Origin of the sequence: Haloarcula rubra (assembly GCF_019599465.1) — an archaeon.
Taxonomy (GTDB): domain Archaea; phylum Halobacteriota; class Halobacteria; order Halobacteriales; family Haloarculaceae; genus Haloarcula; species Haloarcula rubra.
This window is the reverse complement of sequence record NZ_RKLR01000017.1, coordinates 48,617-63,969: the sequence shown is the minus strand read 5'-3', so window position 1 is coordinate 63,969 and position 15,353 is coordinate 48,617. Positions and strand designations below refer to the sequence as shown.

Annotated in this window: 15 protein-coding genes; 6 read left to right on the top strand and 9 right to left on the bottom strand. The window is 56.8% G+C overall.

Going from position 1 to position 15,353, the window contains the following annotated elements:
- Positions 1-634, bottom strand: a 634-nt coding sequence (locus tag EGH21_RS21935) for an IS4 family transposase (RefSeq protein WP_220620543.1), incomplete at its 3' end; no start/stop codon positions are given.
- 231 nt (positions 635-865) lie between these two features.
- Between EGH21_RS21935 and EGH21_RS21930 the strand changes: the two genes are divergently transcribed.
- On the top strand, positions 866-1,297 hold the full coding sequence (locus EGH21_RS21930; protein ID WP_220620540.1) for a DUF6884 domain-containing protein: 432 nt from the start codon (positions 866-868) through the stop codon (positions 1,295-1,297).
- Between the two features lie 90 nt (positions 1,298-1,387).
- On the opposite strand, the gene EGH21_RS21925 is transcribed toward EGH21_RS21930, so the two are convergent.
- Positions 1,388-2,374: an HNH endonuclease gene (locus EGH21_RS21925; RefSeq protein WP_220620539.1), complete on the bottom strand. Its 987-nt coding sequence runs from the start codon at positions 2,372-2,374 to the stop codon at positions 1,388-1,390.
- A gap of 124 nt (positions 2,375-2,498) precedes the next feature.
- On the opposite strand from EGH21_RS21925, the gene EGH21_RS21920 reads away from it, so the two are divergent.
- Entirely contained in the window at positions 2,499-3,512 is a 1,014-nt protein-coding gene (locus EGH21_RS21920; RefSeq protein WP_220620538.1) for a hypothetical protein, read from the top strand.
- A gap of 152 nt (positions 3,513-3,664) precedes the next feature.
- A complete protein-coding gene (locus tag EGH21_RS24285) occupies positions 3,665-6,421 on the top strand; it encodes a DUF5797 family protein (protein WP_220620537.1) in 2,757 nt (918 codons plus the stop codon).
- A 187-nt stretch (positions 6,422-6,608) separates the two neighbouring features.
- Here the strand turns inward: EGH21_RS24285 and EGH21_RS21910 are convergent, their stop codons facing one another.
- The 3 genes from EGH21_RS21910 to EGH21_RS21900 all read right to left on the bottom strand — a co-directional run bounded on the left by EGH21_RS21910 (position 6,609) and on the right by EGH21_RS21900 (position 9,832).
- On the bottom strand, positions 6,609-7,436 hold the full coding sequence (locus tag EGH21_RS21910) for an IS5 family transposase (protein WP_220620536.1): 828 nt from the start codon (positions 7,434-7,436) through the stop codon (positions 6,609-6,611).
- A gap of 417 nt (positions 7,437-7,853) precedes the next feature.
- Positions 7,854-8,729: a DUF6036 family nucleotidyltransferase gene (locus EGH21_RS21905; protein ID WP_220620535.1), complete on the bottom strand. Its 876-nt coding sequence runs from the start codon at positions 8,727-8,729 to the stop codon at positions 7,854-7,856.
- Between the two features lie 62 nt (positions 8,730-8,791).
- The gene (locus EGH21_RS21900; RefSeq protein ID WP_220620534.1) at positions 8,792-9,832 is read right to left on the bottom strand and encodes a helix-turn-helix domain-containing protein; all 1,041 of its coding nucleotides are present in this window, start codon (positions 9,830-9,832) and stop codon (positions 8,792-8,794) included.
- A gap of 479 nt (positions 9,833-10,311) precedes the next feature.
- Here EGH21_RS21900 and EGH21_RS21895 point away from each other — a divergent pair, with 479 nt between their 5' ends.
- On the top strand, positions 10,312-10,668 hold the full coding sequence (locus EGH21_RS21895; RefSeq protein ID WP_220620533.1) for a DUF8165 family protein: 357 nt from the start codon (positions 10,312-10,314) through the stop codon (positions 10,666-10,668).
- A gap of 55 nt (positions 10,669-10,723) precedes the next feature.
- The gene (locus EGH21_RS21890) at positions 10,724-10,993 is read left to right on the top strand and encodes a DUF8110 family protein (RefSeq protein ID WP_220620532.1); all 270 of its coding nucleotides are present in this window, start codon (positions 10,724-10,726) and stop codon (positions 10,991-10,993) included.
- A 59-nt stretch (positions 10,994-11,052) separates the two neighbouring features.
- On the opposite strand, the gene EGH21_RS21885 is transcribed toward EGH21_RS21890, so the two are convergent.
- The gene (locus tag EGH21_RS21885; protein WP_220620531.1) at positions 11,053-12,096 is read right to left on the bottom strand and encodes an HNH endonuclease; all 1,044 of its coding nucleotides are present in this window, start codon (positions 12,094-12,096) and stop codon (positions 11,053-11,055) included.
- A 219-nt stretch (positions 12,097-12,315) separates the two neighbouring features.
- Between EGH21_RS21885 and EGH21_RS21880 the strand changes: the two genes are divergently transcribed.
- A complete protein-coding gene (locus tag EGH21_RS21880) occupies positions 12,316-13,122 on the top strand; it encodes a DUF8081 domain-containing protein (RefSeq protein ID WP_220620530.1) in 807 nt (268 codons plus the stop codon).
- 553 nt (positions 13,123-13,675) lie between these two features.
- Here EGH21_RS21880 and EGH21_RS21875 read toward each other — a convergent pair.
- The 3 genes from EGH21_RS21875 to EGH21_RS21865 all read right to left on the bottom strand — a co-directional run bounded on the left by EGH21_RS21875 (position 13,676) and on the right by EGH21_RS21865 (position 15,332).
- On the bottom strand, positions 13,676-14,542 hold the full coding sequence (locus tag EGH21_RS21875) for a hypothetical protein (RefSeq protein ID WP_220620529.1): 867 nt from the start codon (positions 14,540-14,542) through the stop codon (positions 13,676-13,678).
- Between the two features lie 173 nt (positions 14,543-14,715).
- A complete protein-coding gene (locus EGH21_RS21870) occupies positions 14,716-15,021 on the bottom strand; it encodes a hypothetical protein (protein ID WP_220620528.1) in 306 nt (101 codons plus the stop codon).
- Positions 15,018-15,332, bottom strand: a complete 315-nt coding sequence (locus EGH21_RS21865) for a PadR family transcriptional regulator (protein WP_220620527.1) — start codon at positions 15,330-15,332, stop codon at positions 15,018-15,020. The genes EGH21_RS21870 and EGH21_RS21865 overlap by 4 nt, the downstream gene beginning before the upstream one ends.
- Positions 15,333-15,353: the final 21 nt, after the last annotated feature.

Genomic DNA, 15,353 nt, shown 5'->3' with positions numbered 1-15,353 from the left:
TAATCACGGGATTTGCACTCTCTTTCAGCCGACTTACGAAGTAGCCGTCGTTCTCGTCGATCAACGCGAAGCGGCGGTACTTGAAATACGCTAGGTCGAGCAGAACGAGCCGTCCTTGCAGCCACGACCCAGTCTTGAACAGCGTGCTGTCGTGCGTTTTCTCGTCCGTAACGTCGATCCGTTCAATCGTCTGGTCAGTAACGTTGTGGAGCAGGTGGAGCTTCGCTCCAGCCTGCTCCTCGTGGCGAGCTTGAAACTGCTCAGAGAGGAACTCGTGCAACCGCAACACAGTCCCATCAGCGATCATGACGTCTCTGAATCGGTCGATATCAGCGTCAACAGCATCGGGAACAGCGACCTCGTCGAGGCCCCGCTCGACGAGGTCGCGGAGATACTCTACGAGTGACGGCGTCAACCGTTGGTAGAAACCGCCGGGAGAGATCGTCTCATCAGCTGTGGAGTTGTAGCTCCGTCTGAACCCAGCGAGTGTTCGGCTCTCGCCTGCGGCGAAGCCGAACACGAGCGCCCAGACGAGGACGGGAATCTGTAGTTTGCTCTCTCGCTCGACCACGCCGAGTTCCTCGGCGTGCTCTTCGAGGAACTCAGATGGAAAAAGCGTAGTGAGTCGACGCATAATTCTCGATGAGGAGCGAGGGTTGTGCACAGACTTCTCCTCCTCATTCCTCTCGAAAAGTAGCCTCGATAAGCCGCCGCTGTCACGCGATTCTTCTCTTAGCTAAAGACGGATGCAAGTGGGCATTAGAACACCCCGTCAAACACGACACCGTCTCAAACTAGTGCGGTACGGAATCCGCTAGGCAACCCTCACCTGAGGCTATTTCCGTCCAGCGCTATCGTTCTCCGTATGGAAATTGGTCTCGTGAGTTGCACGAAGAGCAAGCGTGAGGACGCAGCACCGCCACAAGACCTGTATGACGGATCTGCGTTTTTCAGGAAAGCCCGCCAGTACGCCAGAGCAAATCACGATGACTGGTACATCCTCTCAGCGAAACACGGCCTGCTCGAACCCGATGGCAAACCTATCGAACCGTACGACGACACCCTGAGCGGCGCATCGGTCGAACGGAAACGAGACTGGTCGGAAACGGTCGACACTCAGCTCCAAGATAAGGGGTTGCTCAGGGACGGAACGCAATTCGTGTTCCATGCCGGCCGCGATTACTACGACGAACTCATCCCGCTGCTCGATGACGCTGACGCCACGATTTCAATCGAAACGCCGACCGACGGCCTCCAATATGGCGAAACACTCGTCTGGTACAACGATCACCTTTGACGCCAGATTCCCCGCTCCTTCACGCTCCCAGTGAGAGCGACTGTCTCTCCACCTCCCTGATCAGCCACATTTGACCGCCGATACTCGCACTCACAGCCACGCAAGCGACGAATTGTGCTGCCTGACGTACTGCGGCTTCAAACTCTTCTCTGGAATCGAGATTCGCTCCCCTTCGCGGTCAATGATCTTCCGCTGTAACACGTCACTCTCAGTCTCGAACTCAGGATGCACACGCAACCGGTAGTCCTGGTCAATCGTGAATAGCTCCCGGTCAAACTCCGCGTGGTGCGTCTTACTGAGCGCCAGCACGTTCGAGATATCGGCCCTGTGTGCGGGATAATCACTCCACGACAAGATATGCGCCACGTCCAGCAGTCCCGGGTGATCCACCCCCGAGATCGGGCACGTGCGGTCGTGCCGTGACAGAACCGTCGCACGGAACTCCGGATCGACCGACCGTGCATGGACAGTCGTTTCGTACGTTCCAGCCTGTTCCCCAGCATCGCTCACCGACGGTGTCCAGTCCGAATCAGCCCACTCCTCCACCGCGCTCTCAACGAACTGGAGGCCATCATCCGTCAACGCGTACTCGTCGCCGCGCTTCTCAACGAGGGTCATACTGCGCAGCCAATTCACCCGCTGCTTTGCCATGTCTGTCTCTCCGCGGCTCCACCCTAACTCTGGATGCGTATCGAGCTGCTGCTCACTCACCTCCCCGAGTGTCATCGACCCAGCAACCAACGCATACAGCAGACTTCGCAGCCCGACGTTCCGATCACACATAATTCGCAGCAGCGTCGCTACGTCACCGTGGTCGGTGTACTCCCGACCGGCGTCACCGAGTTCCCACTGGTCGTTCGTCTGGCTGAGGAACCCGACCTGTTGGAGATAGCTCACCCGCCGCATAATCGAGTCTCGACTGGATACATTCGTAAACGATCCGCGGTGCCACCCTACGAGTTCGTCTGTTGTTGGGTGATGGTTGGTCACGAACTCAAGCACCGCATCCAATGTCTCGACGTAGCGTGTCCCGCCCCCAAACATCGGGACGATACTACGGAGGCGATCTGGAGGCATGACGACACAGTGACAGGGCCAAGGTATGGATCTTTCTAGAATCGGACGTGCCGCCGTGGAGTACACGTTTTCTGACCCAGTATTCTACTAAGCTACAAGACATTCCAGCCGGAATCAACAGACTGTGACTCGCCTGTATGTCGTTCCTGTCGGTGACGATTGGATTCAGCGATTCAACGACACCGTTGCCTCGCCAGTATCTGTCCCTGCGGAAGCGCCTGAAGATCTCCAGAAACAAGCCGAAGCACGGATTTGGGGTACCACCGACGGGAATCAGAAACGCACGTTTTTCGAAGAAATGGAGACCGGTGATCCACTCCTCTTGTATAACGACGGTGATTTCTTTGCTGCCGGTCGTGTCGGCGCTGTCTTCGAAAACCCGTCAGTCGGTGACACGCTGTGGGATAACCCTGACAGTCGATTCATTTATACTGTCACCGATTACCAGGAGATATCTGTCGACCGAGAGCGAATCGCGCAGCTACTCGGGTACGAGGACAACTGGGTTCCCTACCGGTTCCTTCGCGTGTCCCAAGACGCAGTCAGTAGTCTCCTCCGGGAATACAATTCAGTCGAAGAAGCCTTCCAGGATTTCCATAACGGCGGCAAGATCGACCCACCAGACACTGGTGGGGACGATGACGATCCACGAGAACACACAGAAATACAGTGGTTACTCATTCAACTCGGCCTACGACACGGCTACTACGTGTACGTCGCCACGAACGACAAAAACCGCACGTACAACGGGCACCGACTCGGCGGAGACTGCGTCAAGAACCTCAACCTTCCTGGGTTCAGCGCCGCCGCCACGCGCATCATCGAATATGTCGACGTCATCTGGCTGCAAGACGATTTCATCGTCAAACTCTTCGAAGTCGAAAGCACCACCAGCATCTACAGCGGTATCCTCCGCATGACCGACTTCATGGTCAAAGTCCCAAACATCGCCGTCGACATGCACATCGTCGCCCCCGATGACGATGAGGACAAGGTTCGTGAAGAGATCAATCGGCCGACGTTCCAGCATGTGCTGGAAAATGCTGATCACTGTAGCCTCCGGTATCTCTCGTTTGCTGGCGTTCGGGACACATATGCAACCGTCGAGCAAGCCGGGCCGCTGCAAGACGTGTTTTGAAACTAGGGGATACGTCGATACACGGATGTACTCACTGCTGTTGATAACCGCCATACGTGACGGCCCTTACAGCATCCAATTTTGCCTCATTTAGTGAATAGTTTAATATGTAATGACAGACACTCTTACTAGATATCATGACGAGGTGGTGTGTGCATGCGCAGTGTGGTCGAAAGTTGGGAATCGCGCCGGAGATCATCAGAACGGTCGACCTGTTAATCGATGCGCCGTACGTCGTCTCTCGAACGGCACCGCAACTCCAATTCGAGTTCCCACCCTCTGCTCGACGAACGCAAGATTGGATCACCGAGTGTCCTCGAGCGGGTATCACTGCGTTTGCTGAACAACTCGGACGCAACGCTGCAGTCGCAGCCATTGTTCACTACGCGTTGGTCGGAGCGCAACGTGAATTTACCCCAGGGAGTCGTTTCCTGGGGTCGGCAATTACCAGTCAGATTCAAGACCGGCTCGAAACGCTTGAGGTCGTATCTGAGATCGAGGAGCCGGTAGCGACTGCACGAAACTTCCTTGAGAACAACCACACTGTCATTCGAGAAGCGTTGGAGCGTGCAGTCACAATCGAAAGTGAGGGTCAGCTCAGTTGTGACAACTGCGGGTACGTCTTCGAGTCCGCACCACAGCTGACCTGCCCTGACTGTGACACGCTGCTTGGCGGGTGGCCACAAATCGTCCACGAAGAGGCGAAACGTGAACGGCAAGACCGGTATGACCAGAAACTCTCTGGGGAAATCACTGAACACAACGCTGAATCACAGTTCGTTGTCATCGGGACAGCGCATCGTCCACCGGATTGGATCGAAGACGGCAGTCAAGTCGGGTACACGGTGAAGGATCGACGACTCCTCCTCGGGCGAGTGATCAATACCACCGAAAGTGAAGTGCACGTCGATTACGGTGACATGGGGTCGCTCCCGCTCGCAGAGGGGCTGTCCGTCGAGTTATGGAGTGCAGAATCACATATCACGACCATTCTGCAGCAATCCTGGCTGCTTGAAGCTCGACGTGGGTTTACTGGGTACGACACGGCAAGCCCGGATCACAAGCGCCTCGTACAGAACTCAACGCAGCTCCTTGACACGCTGCACAGCGACTCGCCACCGCAAATCACTCCGACGGATCACTCACACCTGACCAGTGTCGACCGAGACACCTTCCCACTAAATGAATCACAGCGAGATGTCGTCAACCATGTCCTCGGCATGCAGCCCGGGGATCTGTACACGGTCGTCGGCCCGCCCGGGACAGGGAAAACCGAAGTGATTGCCAAAGCAGCACAGGAACTGGCTAACGCCGGTGAGCGCGTCCTCGTCACATCACACACCAACATCGCCGTCGACAACGTCATCGAGAAACTCGCCGGTGACAACCCGCAGCGAGTCGTCCGCGTCGGTCGGCCCGAAAAAGTCTCGACGAAAGCGAAAGAACTGATGTTGGACAAAGTCATCGACAGCGACACAGCATCAGTGAGCGACTTGTTACAGCGTGTCGATGAACTCAAAGCCCAGATTAGTGAGCATCAAGAGCGAATCAACGCGCTCGAAGAACACAAACAGTACCTCACCAACGATGTCGACCATCGACTACAAGAGTCCAATCGAGTAGGTGAGATCGACGCTGAAATCGCCGCCGAACGCGAAGAGTTGACTACACTCCAACGAGAGCTCCGCGACAAATGGGAGGAATCCGAAGCCACATCAGTCAAGCAAGCCGATATCACCGGCGCAACCCTGGTCCGTTCCCAACTTGGCGGGCTCGCGCGCGTTGATTTCGACACCGTCATCATCGACGAAGCCAGCCAAATCAGCACGCCAATGGGACTCCTGGCAATGGCGACCGCGAAAAAATGGGTCGTCGTCGGTGATCACAACCAGTTATTGCCAGTCCTGAAAAGCATCAACACTGACTCTGGGCGCCCCCCAGCTGGGGCAAGCATCTTCAACTTCCTCCGGGACCGCTTCGGCGAAGACGCATGGCTCCGCACGCACTACCGATCTGCTCAGCCGATTATCGGATTCGCACGCGAGCATGTCTACGACTCAAACATCGAGATCGCTAACACCGGGACGGAAGCCATCACAACCCCCTCGCACCTGCGCTCCGACGACCTGTTTGTCGATCAAATCCTCGACGAACCAGTGTCGATGGTGGCAACCAGCGCTGAGCAAGGCTGGCGTAAACGCTACGGTAGCCCGTTCAACAAGCAGGAAGCCCAAGTCTGTGTCCAGTTAGTCACACGCCTGGTCCAAGACTACGGCCTCGACCCGGACCAGATCGGCGTTATCACTCCGTACCGCGGACAACGGAACGTTATCCGCGACGAACTCGACACCGAGTACACCGTCGACGTTGAAACCGTCGACGGCTTCCAGGGTCGCGAACGCGACATCATCATTTACAGTGTCGTCGGCACCGACCCAGGCAGCCTGCAATTCGCCGGCGATCGCAACCGGTTCAACGTCGCCGCAACACGCCCGAAATCCAAACTTATCGTCATCGGTAACGTAGACCGTATCGGCAGCAAAACCACGCGCGACAACATTCTTCGCTCCTTCATCGCGTACGCTGACAGCAACGACGCGATCTTCGACTGGGACAGCGAAACCACGGTTTCCCCGGACCTCCCTACCCCGATCACTGCCGGTGCTATCGACGATGAGTCTGCAGATGAGACCTCCGAACTCCCTGAGAAAGACCTGGGGAGGCTCAGTGATATCGTGACAATGCAACCCACAAGCAACGGGGAATTGGCCTCACGGTGGAACCTCGACTCCGGAAAAGACGTGCATCGCTATCTTACCTCAACGCTCGACGAATACTTTTACCGGGATGATTCCGTGCGGATCCGAGCAACTCCCGAAGCAGAGCGCCTCGTCAATTCACAAACCTGAGACCCTACAGTCCAAGTGAGTTGCGCCGGCCACAAGGAACGTTCGGGCGTGACGAAGCAGCAACGTCGCGCCGGTTGTCAGCGGTGATCGAATCTGTATCATCGTTCAGCAATGTGACAATCTGGTCGTGCTCCTTGTGCGATTTCTAATCGCTGGGCCGTGGTGAATCGCCAGACGTGGCTTGATTTCACAGTTTCACTGCCTTCTTGGTTTTGTAAACCGCACACATCAGGACGAGTTCTCGGAATTCGCCGTACCAAGTTCGCGCACGTACAGCATCGCCGAGCGTGCGCTTGATCGTCGAGAAAATGGTCTCACACATCGCTCTCTGGCGGTATCGAGACCCATCGACCCGCGCGTTGTGCGCGTGATCGATGGGCCGGAACTCACGATGCTTTATCAGCGGTCTCACGCCCTCTTCGTGGAGTTTGTCGCGTAACTCCATCCAATCGTAGCCTTTGTCAGCGGCGAGACTGGCGAGGTTGTCCGCGTTGCGGCGGGCGACCTGCCAGCCGAGCTGTGTGTCGTGGCGTTTCTCGGTCGTACAGTGAACGTCCAGAATGGCTTGGCTTTCTGTGTCGACGAGAGCTGTTGTTTTGAGCGTCTGAACTCGGTAATTCGTCCGGCGGCAGTAGTGTTTGCTGGCGTTTTCGCGGTCGAAGAACGTCGCGTCGATAGCAGCGTGTTCGCTCGGCTCGTGCAGCTGCGCCGACAGGCGCAGCAGCACTCGCCAGAGTGCTGTCTTGATTCTGTCAAACCACTTGATTAGCGTGGAGTGGTCTGGGAGATCGGTCGCTTCGAGGCCGATCTCCCCGAGAATATGCGGCATCTCGCTCAGCAAATCAAGTGCTTCTCTGTAGGATTTCTCCAGGTAAACCCGCAGACAGTGCAGCGACACTACCGCATACTCAGCGAAGCAGCCACCCCCTCCGGGGGCGGCGACTTCGCCTCGCTCACCAACAGCATTTTTAGCTAACTGAACGACTTTGCTCGTGAAGCGGGAGATCTTCGACATAGAGCATCGGCGGTTTCCCGCTTCATCTTCCTAGTTCTGATGGTCGAGGCCGACGCTGTCTAGCGATTCACCAGAGCCTACTGAACTCGACACGGTCTCGAAGATACTCGACCTCAAGCAAATCCTTGACTCGGATATAGTCTGGCCGCGAGAATTCGTGGGTCCCGCCTGACCGTTTATGATTCGAGTACCAGTTACTTGACTCGCCAAAAAGATCACTGATCTCGCCCATATTCAGTCCGCTTGCTGTTCGAAGCTTCTCTAACTGGCTGATATCTGTCTCACGAACCTCATACGAGTCCCGACTGGCAATCGTGACAGCCTTGTTCTGAATCTGGCGTTCACGTTTATTCACCATCTGCTCTGATTGGCGAGGTGACAATCAATTAATGCACCGGCTGTCCAAGGCGGGAGACATTACTCCTGCTCTTGGAGTGGATCGGTCACGAAAACGACCTGTCCACTATTCACTTCGACTAATCCCTTCTCTTCAAGTCGTGTGAGTCCGGCGCGTAGCTGTTCCTCGGTCGAATAGGTGTCTGGTGCAAACTCGGCGATGAAGCTCGCCTTCTCGACTGACTCTCGGCTTCGGAGTTCGTAGAAGAGAGCCCGTTCGGCATCAACGAGATCTGCCAACCGCTGCACTTTCTCGACAAGATCGTTCGGCAACCCTTCGATGTCTGTAAACGTCGATTCGAGCTGGAAAATCGGATGCTTTTTTGCATCCTGTACAATCCATTCGTATTCGTCGACACCGTAGTTTAGCGGCAATTGGTCGTCGATTTCTGCCGCGAGTACGTCGAAGTCGATTCCACGCGCGATCAGTGCTTCCACGTCGTTTCGGTCATCGTCCCGCGGTGTCATCGATTTGAATAGCGTTATATCGACCCAACTGAGTCGATACACGGTCAAGCGTTCACCCTCGAATACAGACTCGGAACGTGTTTGCATACCCTCAGAGAGCGACAGCTTCGACATCACCTGCCGGTCGAAGAGATCGATGTGGCCCTCGTTGTATTTGAGAACACTCGTAGCGCCCAGCGAGTCATAATCCGGTTCGGTGTGTTCCTTCGGCTCGAAGCCAAGTTCGAGCAGTGTTGCTCGGATACGCCGGTAATATTCGTTTGTTGGCGTGAGCAAATCGATATCTTTGGTAGCCGGTTTGACTGTTTCGAGCGCCATCGCACCACCCCCAAGAAGATAGACAACCGCCTCTTGTTCCAGCTGTCCGTCGATCTTCTCTAACGTCTCCATAATGTCGTCCCGACTTGAGTATCGCTGCTCGTCGCTCATCGTCTGTTTTCTCTGCATAGATGTTGAAAAGAGTACTGTTGACCTGACATCGGCCCGGTTCGCTACGATTCCCCCGTTTCTTCCGGCAGCTGGCTGACCGCTCGCTCAACATCGAGATCGTACTGTGTCCCTGTATCTACTACCCGCTGCCACGAGGGAAACGAACTCGACAGATCTGTCGGCAGTACGTTACTGTCACCACGCTGTTCGACAAACGTGACCAGCGCCTCGATTTCACGTTCCATACCGTAGATGCTTGCTGTCTCCTGCAGCCCCGTTAGTGAAATCTCCCCTCGCATAACCCCATCGAGTACGACAAGAATACAAAACCGGACTAATCGATGCTCGATACGACGGCAAAGTGCGTGACAGACCGCTTCTGCTGGGTGCACTTGCAGGTCACCGGTCTTCTCAGCGGTATTTCTGTAGAGTAGAGGGGCATCAGCGACGGTGAAATCAAATCCGAACTGTGGGAATGCAGCGAGTCCGGTAACTGTCCACTCAGTGTCGTCCACGAGTTCATCGGCCAGCCCCTTCGTCGACTCACCTGGAACGACCAGTGCCTCACAGGGGGCCGCCCAGACGATCGTGGCATCTGGAAAGACGGGTTTGATCTCAACTCGCTGTGTGTGGCGGGCGACAGCCTCTGCAAGTCTGCCGAGTTTCTTATATTCGGATTTCAATTCGTAATGTCCCCGATCTGGCTTTGTGACGAACTGTCGTCTGACTAATGTCGAGAGGAGCTGTTGTACACGAACACGGCTGAGGTCGACACGCGTAGCAATCTCTGAGGGACCAAGTGGTTTCTCTACCCAATAGAGAACCGTTAGTAGAGACGGCGTCAAAAAGTCTGGAAGGTCGACGTGTGGAACGGAGTCTGCAGCGGTATCGAGTGCTGTCGCGACGTCGCTTTGCTGACGCCGGTAGAAGATTTTCGACCCCTCCGTTGTTTCGAGTCGTTCTACAAGCTCCTGCTCACGAAGTGTCGCAACTCGTCGCCGAACTGTTCCGGATGCGAGCCCTGTTCGCTCACTGATCTCAGAACCCTCCAGCGACTTCTGTCGAAGACTGGAGAGGATTTTGAGATCGCTCTGCTGGAGCACATGTAAAATTTGGATCGGACTGTATATAATAGCTGTGAGCCAGGTTTTACAAACCTCTTTTTGATTGGCTATGGCGATGGGAGATATCTTTTGATTCTGATACACCGAAACAGTGGCTGTGAACCGCCTCGGGGTCAAGCGCTGAGGCACTCGCCATGCTTATTTTTGCAGCGACTGCAGATACGCATCTCAAGCGTTGGATCGACGAAGCTGGGTTCCATTCACCCACCCGCGAGTTTGAGACATTCCTTACCGATTGAGACTATTTTCACTCCCCCATTCCTGAACGAAGACGCTGTTCAATGTGTTCGACAGAGTGGGTTGCGAGTTCCGCCGCGGTGCAGTCGTAGAGATCGCGGAGGATATCGGCTTGTGGGGGAGACAGGGATAGTCAAAATGGGGGCATGCGGTGAGGTAGTCACGAACCGAGGCACCCACCACAATATTAATGACCATCGGGCATATATTTGAATTCGAATATGCTCAAAGGGCATTTTGAGTCGGCGGGAGCGAGTATCGAGTACGGTGCTGCTGGCTGTCTCTTCCCCGTCGAAGAACTGGATGCGACAGTGCTCCAGTACCGAGATGCTCAACTCGCGCTCGATGATGTCGATGGATCTGACGTCATCGTCGTCGCCCCGACGAGCCTCGCAACCAGTTACTTCCTCACCCAGTACGCACTTACTGCGATCCCCATCGACAGTCTCTCCACCGCTGTCCGGACACAGATCGACGCTGCACTTGACGTTCGCCTCGACACGTTCGAACTCATTCAAATTGGTAAGTGGAACAGTGACAGCGCAAATCATTCACTCGCAGAATTCGCGGACGCCTGACCGCTAACGCTTGGACGTACGGATACAGACAGCCTCCAGCAGTACACGACGACCAATGACCGAGACACTCGCCGACAGATACCCGGAAGCTTCCCCGTACATCCAGCAAGCCGTCGACGAACACGGCGAAGACTGGGTGCTCGAACACTATTACGAGCAGCTCTATCCGCTCGGGCAGGTGATGGCGATGCCCGAAAAGGACGAACTTCCGTTCTACGACGCGGACGAGCACGACACGCTGACAGAAGAAGAACGGGTGGAAATGTACCGAGCGTGGGCACAATACCGGGAGAACCTTCGTACCGGGACGAAACCTGACGAGTGACTCCCCGCCCTACATTTTTCTCAGCGGTAGGTCTTGAGTGAGTCGGCAGTCCTCACAGATCACAACCACGACAGACCTGTGTTGAGCTCCTCGAGAAAAGAGGGCTGAATCTGTACGTTGGGTGGGAACGATAGCTCCTCTCCCGCTCTTTCCGAAATAGTTTCCCGTAGGAACGGGTGCGCTGGATCGAACGACGGGCTCGTTCGGATACGATAGTCGCTGTCGATGGTGAACAGCGCGGCGTCGAATGCCCGGTGGTGCAGCGAGTTCAACACGAGGACGTTCTCCGGGTGCTCGGCAAGATCAGGATGCTGGCTTCGCGGGAGGATGTGCGCTAGGTCCAGGAGATCGTCTTCTTGAATCCCGGTCATGGTGCAAGTATGGCCATAGCGATCAAACGTTTTTTCGCGAAAGGCGTCACTGACGACAGTTTCGGTGGTTTCGTAGCGTCGGACTCGGCCACTCTGGTCAAGGGTTTCGCCGGTTGGCCACTGGGCGACCTCTCCGGTCTGGATCCAGTGCTGCCAGACGTCAGGTGCCTCGCTATCGTCGTTCTGCTGAGCGCGCTCGTGGAGCCACGTGACCGGGACAGCGTTGGTATTGAGTATGGAGAAGTGGAACTGGTAGTTCGGGATCTGCGTGCCGCCCTCAGCATGGTACGGCCCGACTTCGAAGTGGTCTGGGACGCAGAGCCCACAGAACTCGACGACGCCTGATTCAGGTTTGCGGAAGACGAGGACAGGTGGGACGTCCTCTCGCCGCCCGGCCGCGGCCCTGTCGAAGGCAGTCTTGATTTTCTGGTTCTGTGCGGACTCGTCGTAGGGGTTCGAGGCCTTTGCGTCGCCCCAGTAGCTGATGTAGCCGGCGTTGACCGCGAGCGTGTCTTCCCATGGGTCATCGTGCTGGGAGACGCCACTATCGTTCGAGACAAGTACCAGCGCCGCAGGCGTATCGGACCGATCCGCTCCGAGATCACGGATACCGCCGGTGTTCTTGATACCGCTGTCGAGGGGGCCACGAATCCACCGCAAGAACTGGTCGTCTGAGTTGCGGTAGCTCCCCGTGTCTCGGTATTGTTGGCCGACCTGGAACGCATGTTGCATGATACCGCGGCGTTACCGCCCTCAGTTAATAAATGCCAGCGTGACAGGCCCTATGCGCGCGCAGCAAACGCATGTCCGGCGGGTTTGAAAGATTCCTCTGCATGGAAACCGTTGAGGCGTTCGTCGACGAGAGACGGAACATTCACGGCGACGCGGAGGGCTTCAAGAGAACAGAGTGGTTCGGTCTGACGTGGCGAGGCCATACTGGAGGACGTTCCGATGACTAACAACGAACAAGAGACATTTCAACTGCGGTTCGAGGACGGGGCCCTCGTCGAAGACCCGACAGCTAACGAAACGACCAGCGCCGACCATACTGCCGACCCCATTGAACCAGGAGCCCGAACAGGCTACACTGTCGAAGCGAAAGCTGGTGCACTCGAGGTGAATGCACAACTTCGGGCGGTGACCGAATCGCACGGAGGTATTCTTGCATTCGGGTCGAGACACCACGCAGAAGCGTACGCCGGTCAGTTGTCGGCGTCGGACGGGTCGCTCAGAATCCAAGCCGTTCCTGAGAACGAACCAAAAGACATCGACGCGTACCTCCTCGCCGATCATAACCCGTCAATCAAGGAACCGGCCGACGTCGACGGGGACACGTGGACGTTCGACGTCGGGGCAAACCTCTACGGTGCGCTCGGCGAGGCAATCCTCTTAGAATCACCAAAGCCACACGCACTTGTCTACTTCGTCCGGCAAGACCTGGACATCGACGAGGATAACCTCGAGTGGGGACTGAACGTGGATGTCAATCGCGGCCGACTGCTCTCGGTCGATTGTTCGGACGGGAAAGAACGGTGGACGCCGGACTGTGTCGTTGAGGCCAAGGACGGGTGGGACGGTGCGCTGCTGGAGCGGTACTACTGTGAAATCAAGACCGGCGGGGCGTCATTCGAGCGGTCGCAGGTCGAATCGATGGAAGCACTGGCTAGGAATGAACGCATCCTGAAGATTCGGGTCAGCATTGAGGAGCTACCCGATCAATATTCGCTCCGGATTCGCGAGGTAGCACCATCACAATAGAACGCCCTGTTGAAACCGTCAGTAACCGATAATGGGCGCGCTGAATACAGCGGATACAGTCATCGCAACCCCGAACATGGGTAGACTGGAGTCAGGCGATTATTCACCGGTTTGATCGAGGGAGTCGTTCTGTACGAGATAGCTGCGAAGGACGGCGTATGCAGTGCTGGGGGATCTGGGCATTCAGTAATCACCCGGAGAGGAACCCACTTCGGGGAAGTGGCTATTGACCTCAAATCGATCAGCCTGTTTAACCAACAAATCGGAGAATGCTCTCTAGCTGTTGGTTAAGGTAGCCAGACATGCCATCGACCGTGCTCTAGTGAAAACTGCAGGCTGGACACTGCACACGTCACAGCTGTTGTGACGGGGAGATTTAGCATGAGAGCGTTGCGTGCGTTACGAACACACGCACCGACTCTGTACAGAAGGAGGTGCTGCCGGTTGCTGTAGCTAGCATAGCCGGGCGTCGGCGGCGGCAGGGCACGTGCCACCGCGTCCACCTGCAGTGAATGTGTACGGTTACCTGACTATCCAGTCACTGTCACAGGGCTCAGGCGGGTTCCCCCGTCACAACGGGCGTGACACCACCGATGGACGCTTTCTGGTCTGAACCGTCGATCAGGTCTAACCCAACGTAGCGCTTCTCCAACAGCCCTTCAGCGGTATCCATGTCCATCGCGAGGATCAATGTGGCCTCTTGCGTACTGTCGATGCAGCGGCGTTTCTCGACGAGGTCGGCCCCACCGAGGTCGATAAGGGTATCCCAGACACGAGCGACCGTCTGTCGATGAGGTTGGCGTCCTAATGTGCCGACGAGGGCCGTCTCGACGTCGTCTTTGGTCATGAACACGCCACTGCCGTCAGTCCGTTCGGTGGCGAACTCCGGCCAGGCTTTGGCGACCTTGATGGCGCGGTAGGTGTTCTGCCGGTTCGACTCTTCGACGAACACGTTCTTGACTTTGGTCTCCCGGCAGTTGGCGAAGAAGTCCAGCGGCGATGAACTCGGCTCGGCCCCAGACTGGTCAGCATCTGTCGGATCTGTGTCGGCGTCCATCTGGGCCACACGAGCGATGGCGCTTTTCGCAATCTCGTGTGTCTCTTCTTGCTCCTCTTCGAGGTCGTCCAGTCGGGATTGGTTGGTCGCCGCCTGACCGCTGGCACTGGTCGCGATTTCGTGGGTCTTCTCTCGTTGAACTTCGAGTTCCTCGACGCGTTCCTGCAGGTCCTCGATGGTCCCGACGAGTGTCTCACAGAGCTGCACGACGAGTGGGTTGACGTCCGCGTCGTCGAGGGCAGCAAGCAAGTCCGCGGGGTCGTCGTCGCTCTGGCTGATATCCATCCCGAGCTGCTCGGCGAGCGCACTGTCTCGGTCGTCTGCGTCGGTACTGTCGTCGTCGCTTGTCGTAGATCGTGGCATTGTAACCACAGTGCCCGTCCCGGAATCGAACCGGGCGTCCCGACCACGGTACGGGCGACGGTCTAGTGCGGGTACTTGCCCCCATTCGGCACAGCGCCGCGGCTCGCGAAGCTAACAGAGTCGCTGCGTGCTGACTCGCGACCGCCGTGGGAATCCCCGCTCGGACTGTCTGGTCAGTTCACCGGTGCTGGCGACGAACAGCCCTGAATGCCCGGCCCACCTCGGTGGCGATAGTCCCGAACAGGCACTTCGAGCGTGCGGAGGTCCGCACGACGAACGGCTTCGGTGAGCCGACGTCGGCGTGGTCGGTCACCGATAGACGCGGCTATCCGGAGGACAGTCTCGTGGGCGAGGTCCGCGAGGAGGGTCCCAGTGATGGTCTGGGCGTCGTCGTTCGTCGCACAGACGAGGAGCCACGGGTCGGACTCGTACGTCTTTAGAACGACCACTTCGCCCACTTCCGGCAGTGTCGTCGTCATCGCCGTCGCCTCCCCTGCAAGGCGTCGGATGGACAAACTGCCTGCAGGTCGCGAGCGTGTCGGTAGAGGACGGTGCGGCCGGCGTCAGTCAGTCGGTACGCGTTCGTGCGCTCGTCGAGTTGCTCGGGGGAGAGCAAGCCCAATTCGGCGAGTTGGCTGAGGTTCTGGTAGAGCCGACTGTGGTTGATCGGGTCGGCGTACCGGTCGTCGAGATAGTCCTTGAGCGCGAGGCCGTAGGGTTCGTCGTCGACGGCGGCGATCGCTTCCAGCAGGTCGCGCTGGAAGCCGGTCAGGTCGTGGTAAGACGTCATGCCAAATCACCATCGTCAGCA

What these genes read in the sequence shown, in the direction of transcription:
- EGH21_RS21880 (WP_220620530.1), top strand. Translation starts at nt 12,316, where the DNA reads ATGACTAACAACGAACAAGAGACATTTCAACTGCGGTTCGAGGACGGG.
- EGH21_RS21930 (WP_220620540.1), top strand. Translation starts at nt 866, where the DNA reads ATGGAAATTGGTCTCGTGAGTTGCACGAAGAGCAAGCGTGAGGACGCA.
- EGH21_RS21905 (WP_220620535.1), bottom strand. Translation starts at nt 8,729, where the DNA reads ATGAGCGACGAGCAGCGATACTCAAGTCGGGACGACATTATGGAGACG.
- EGH21_RS21925 (WP_220620539.1), bottom strand. Translation starts at nt 2,374, where the DNA reads ATGCCTCCAGATCGCCTCCGTAGTATCGTCCCGATGTTTGGGGGCGGG.
- EGH21_RS21890 (WP_220620532.1), top strand. Translation starts at nt 10,724, where the DNA reads ATGACCGAGACACTCGCCGACAGATACCCGGAAGCTTCCCCGTACATC.
- EGH21_RS21865 (WP_220620527.1), bottom strand. Translation starts at nt 15,332, where the DNA reads ATGACGTCTTACCACGACCTGACCGGCTTCCAGCGCGACCTGCTGGAA.
- EGH21_RS21910 (WP_220620536.1), bottom strand. Translation starts at nt 7,436, where the DNA reads ATGTCGAAGATCTCCCGCTTCACGAGCAAAGTCGTTCAGTTAGCTAAA.
- EGH21_RS21870 (WP_220620528.1), bottom strand. Translation starts at nt 15,021, where the DNA reads ATGACGACGACACTGCCGGAAGTGGGCGAAGTGGTCGTTCTAAAGACG.
- EGH21_RS21885 (WP_220620531.1), bottom strand. Translation starts at nt 12,096, where the DNA reads ATGCAACATGCGTTCCAGGTCGGCCAACAATACCGAGACACGGGGAGC.
- EGH21_RS21875 (WP_220620529.1), bottom strand. Translation starts at nt 14,542, where the DNA reads ATGCCACGATCTACGACAAGCGACGACGACAGTACCGACGCAGACGAC.
- EGH21_RS21895 (WP_220620533.1), top strand. Translation starts at nt 10,312, where the DNA reads ATGCTCAAAGGGCATTTTGAGTCGGCGGGAGCGAGTATCGAGTACGGT.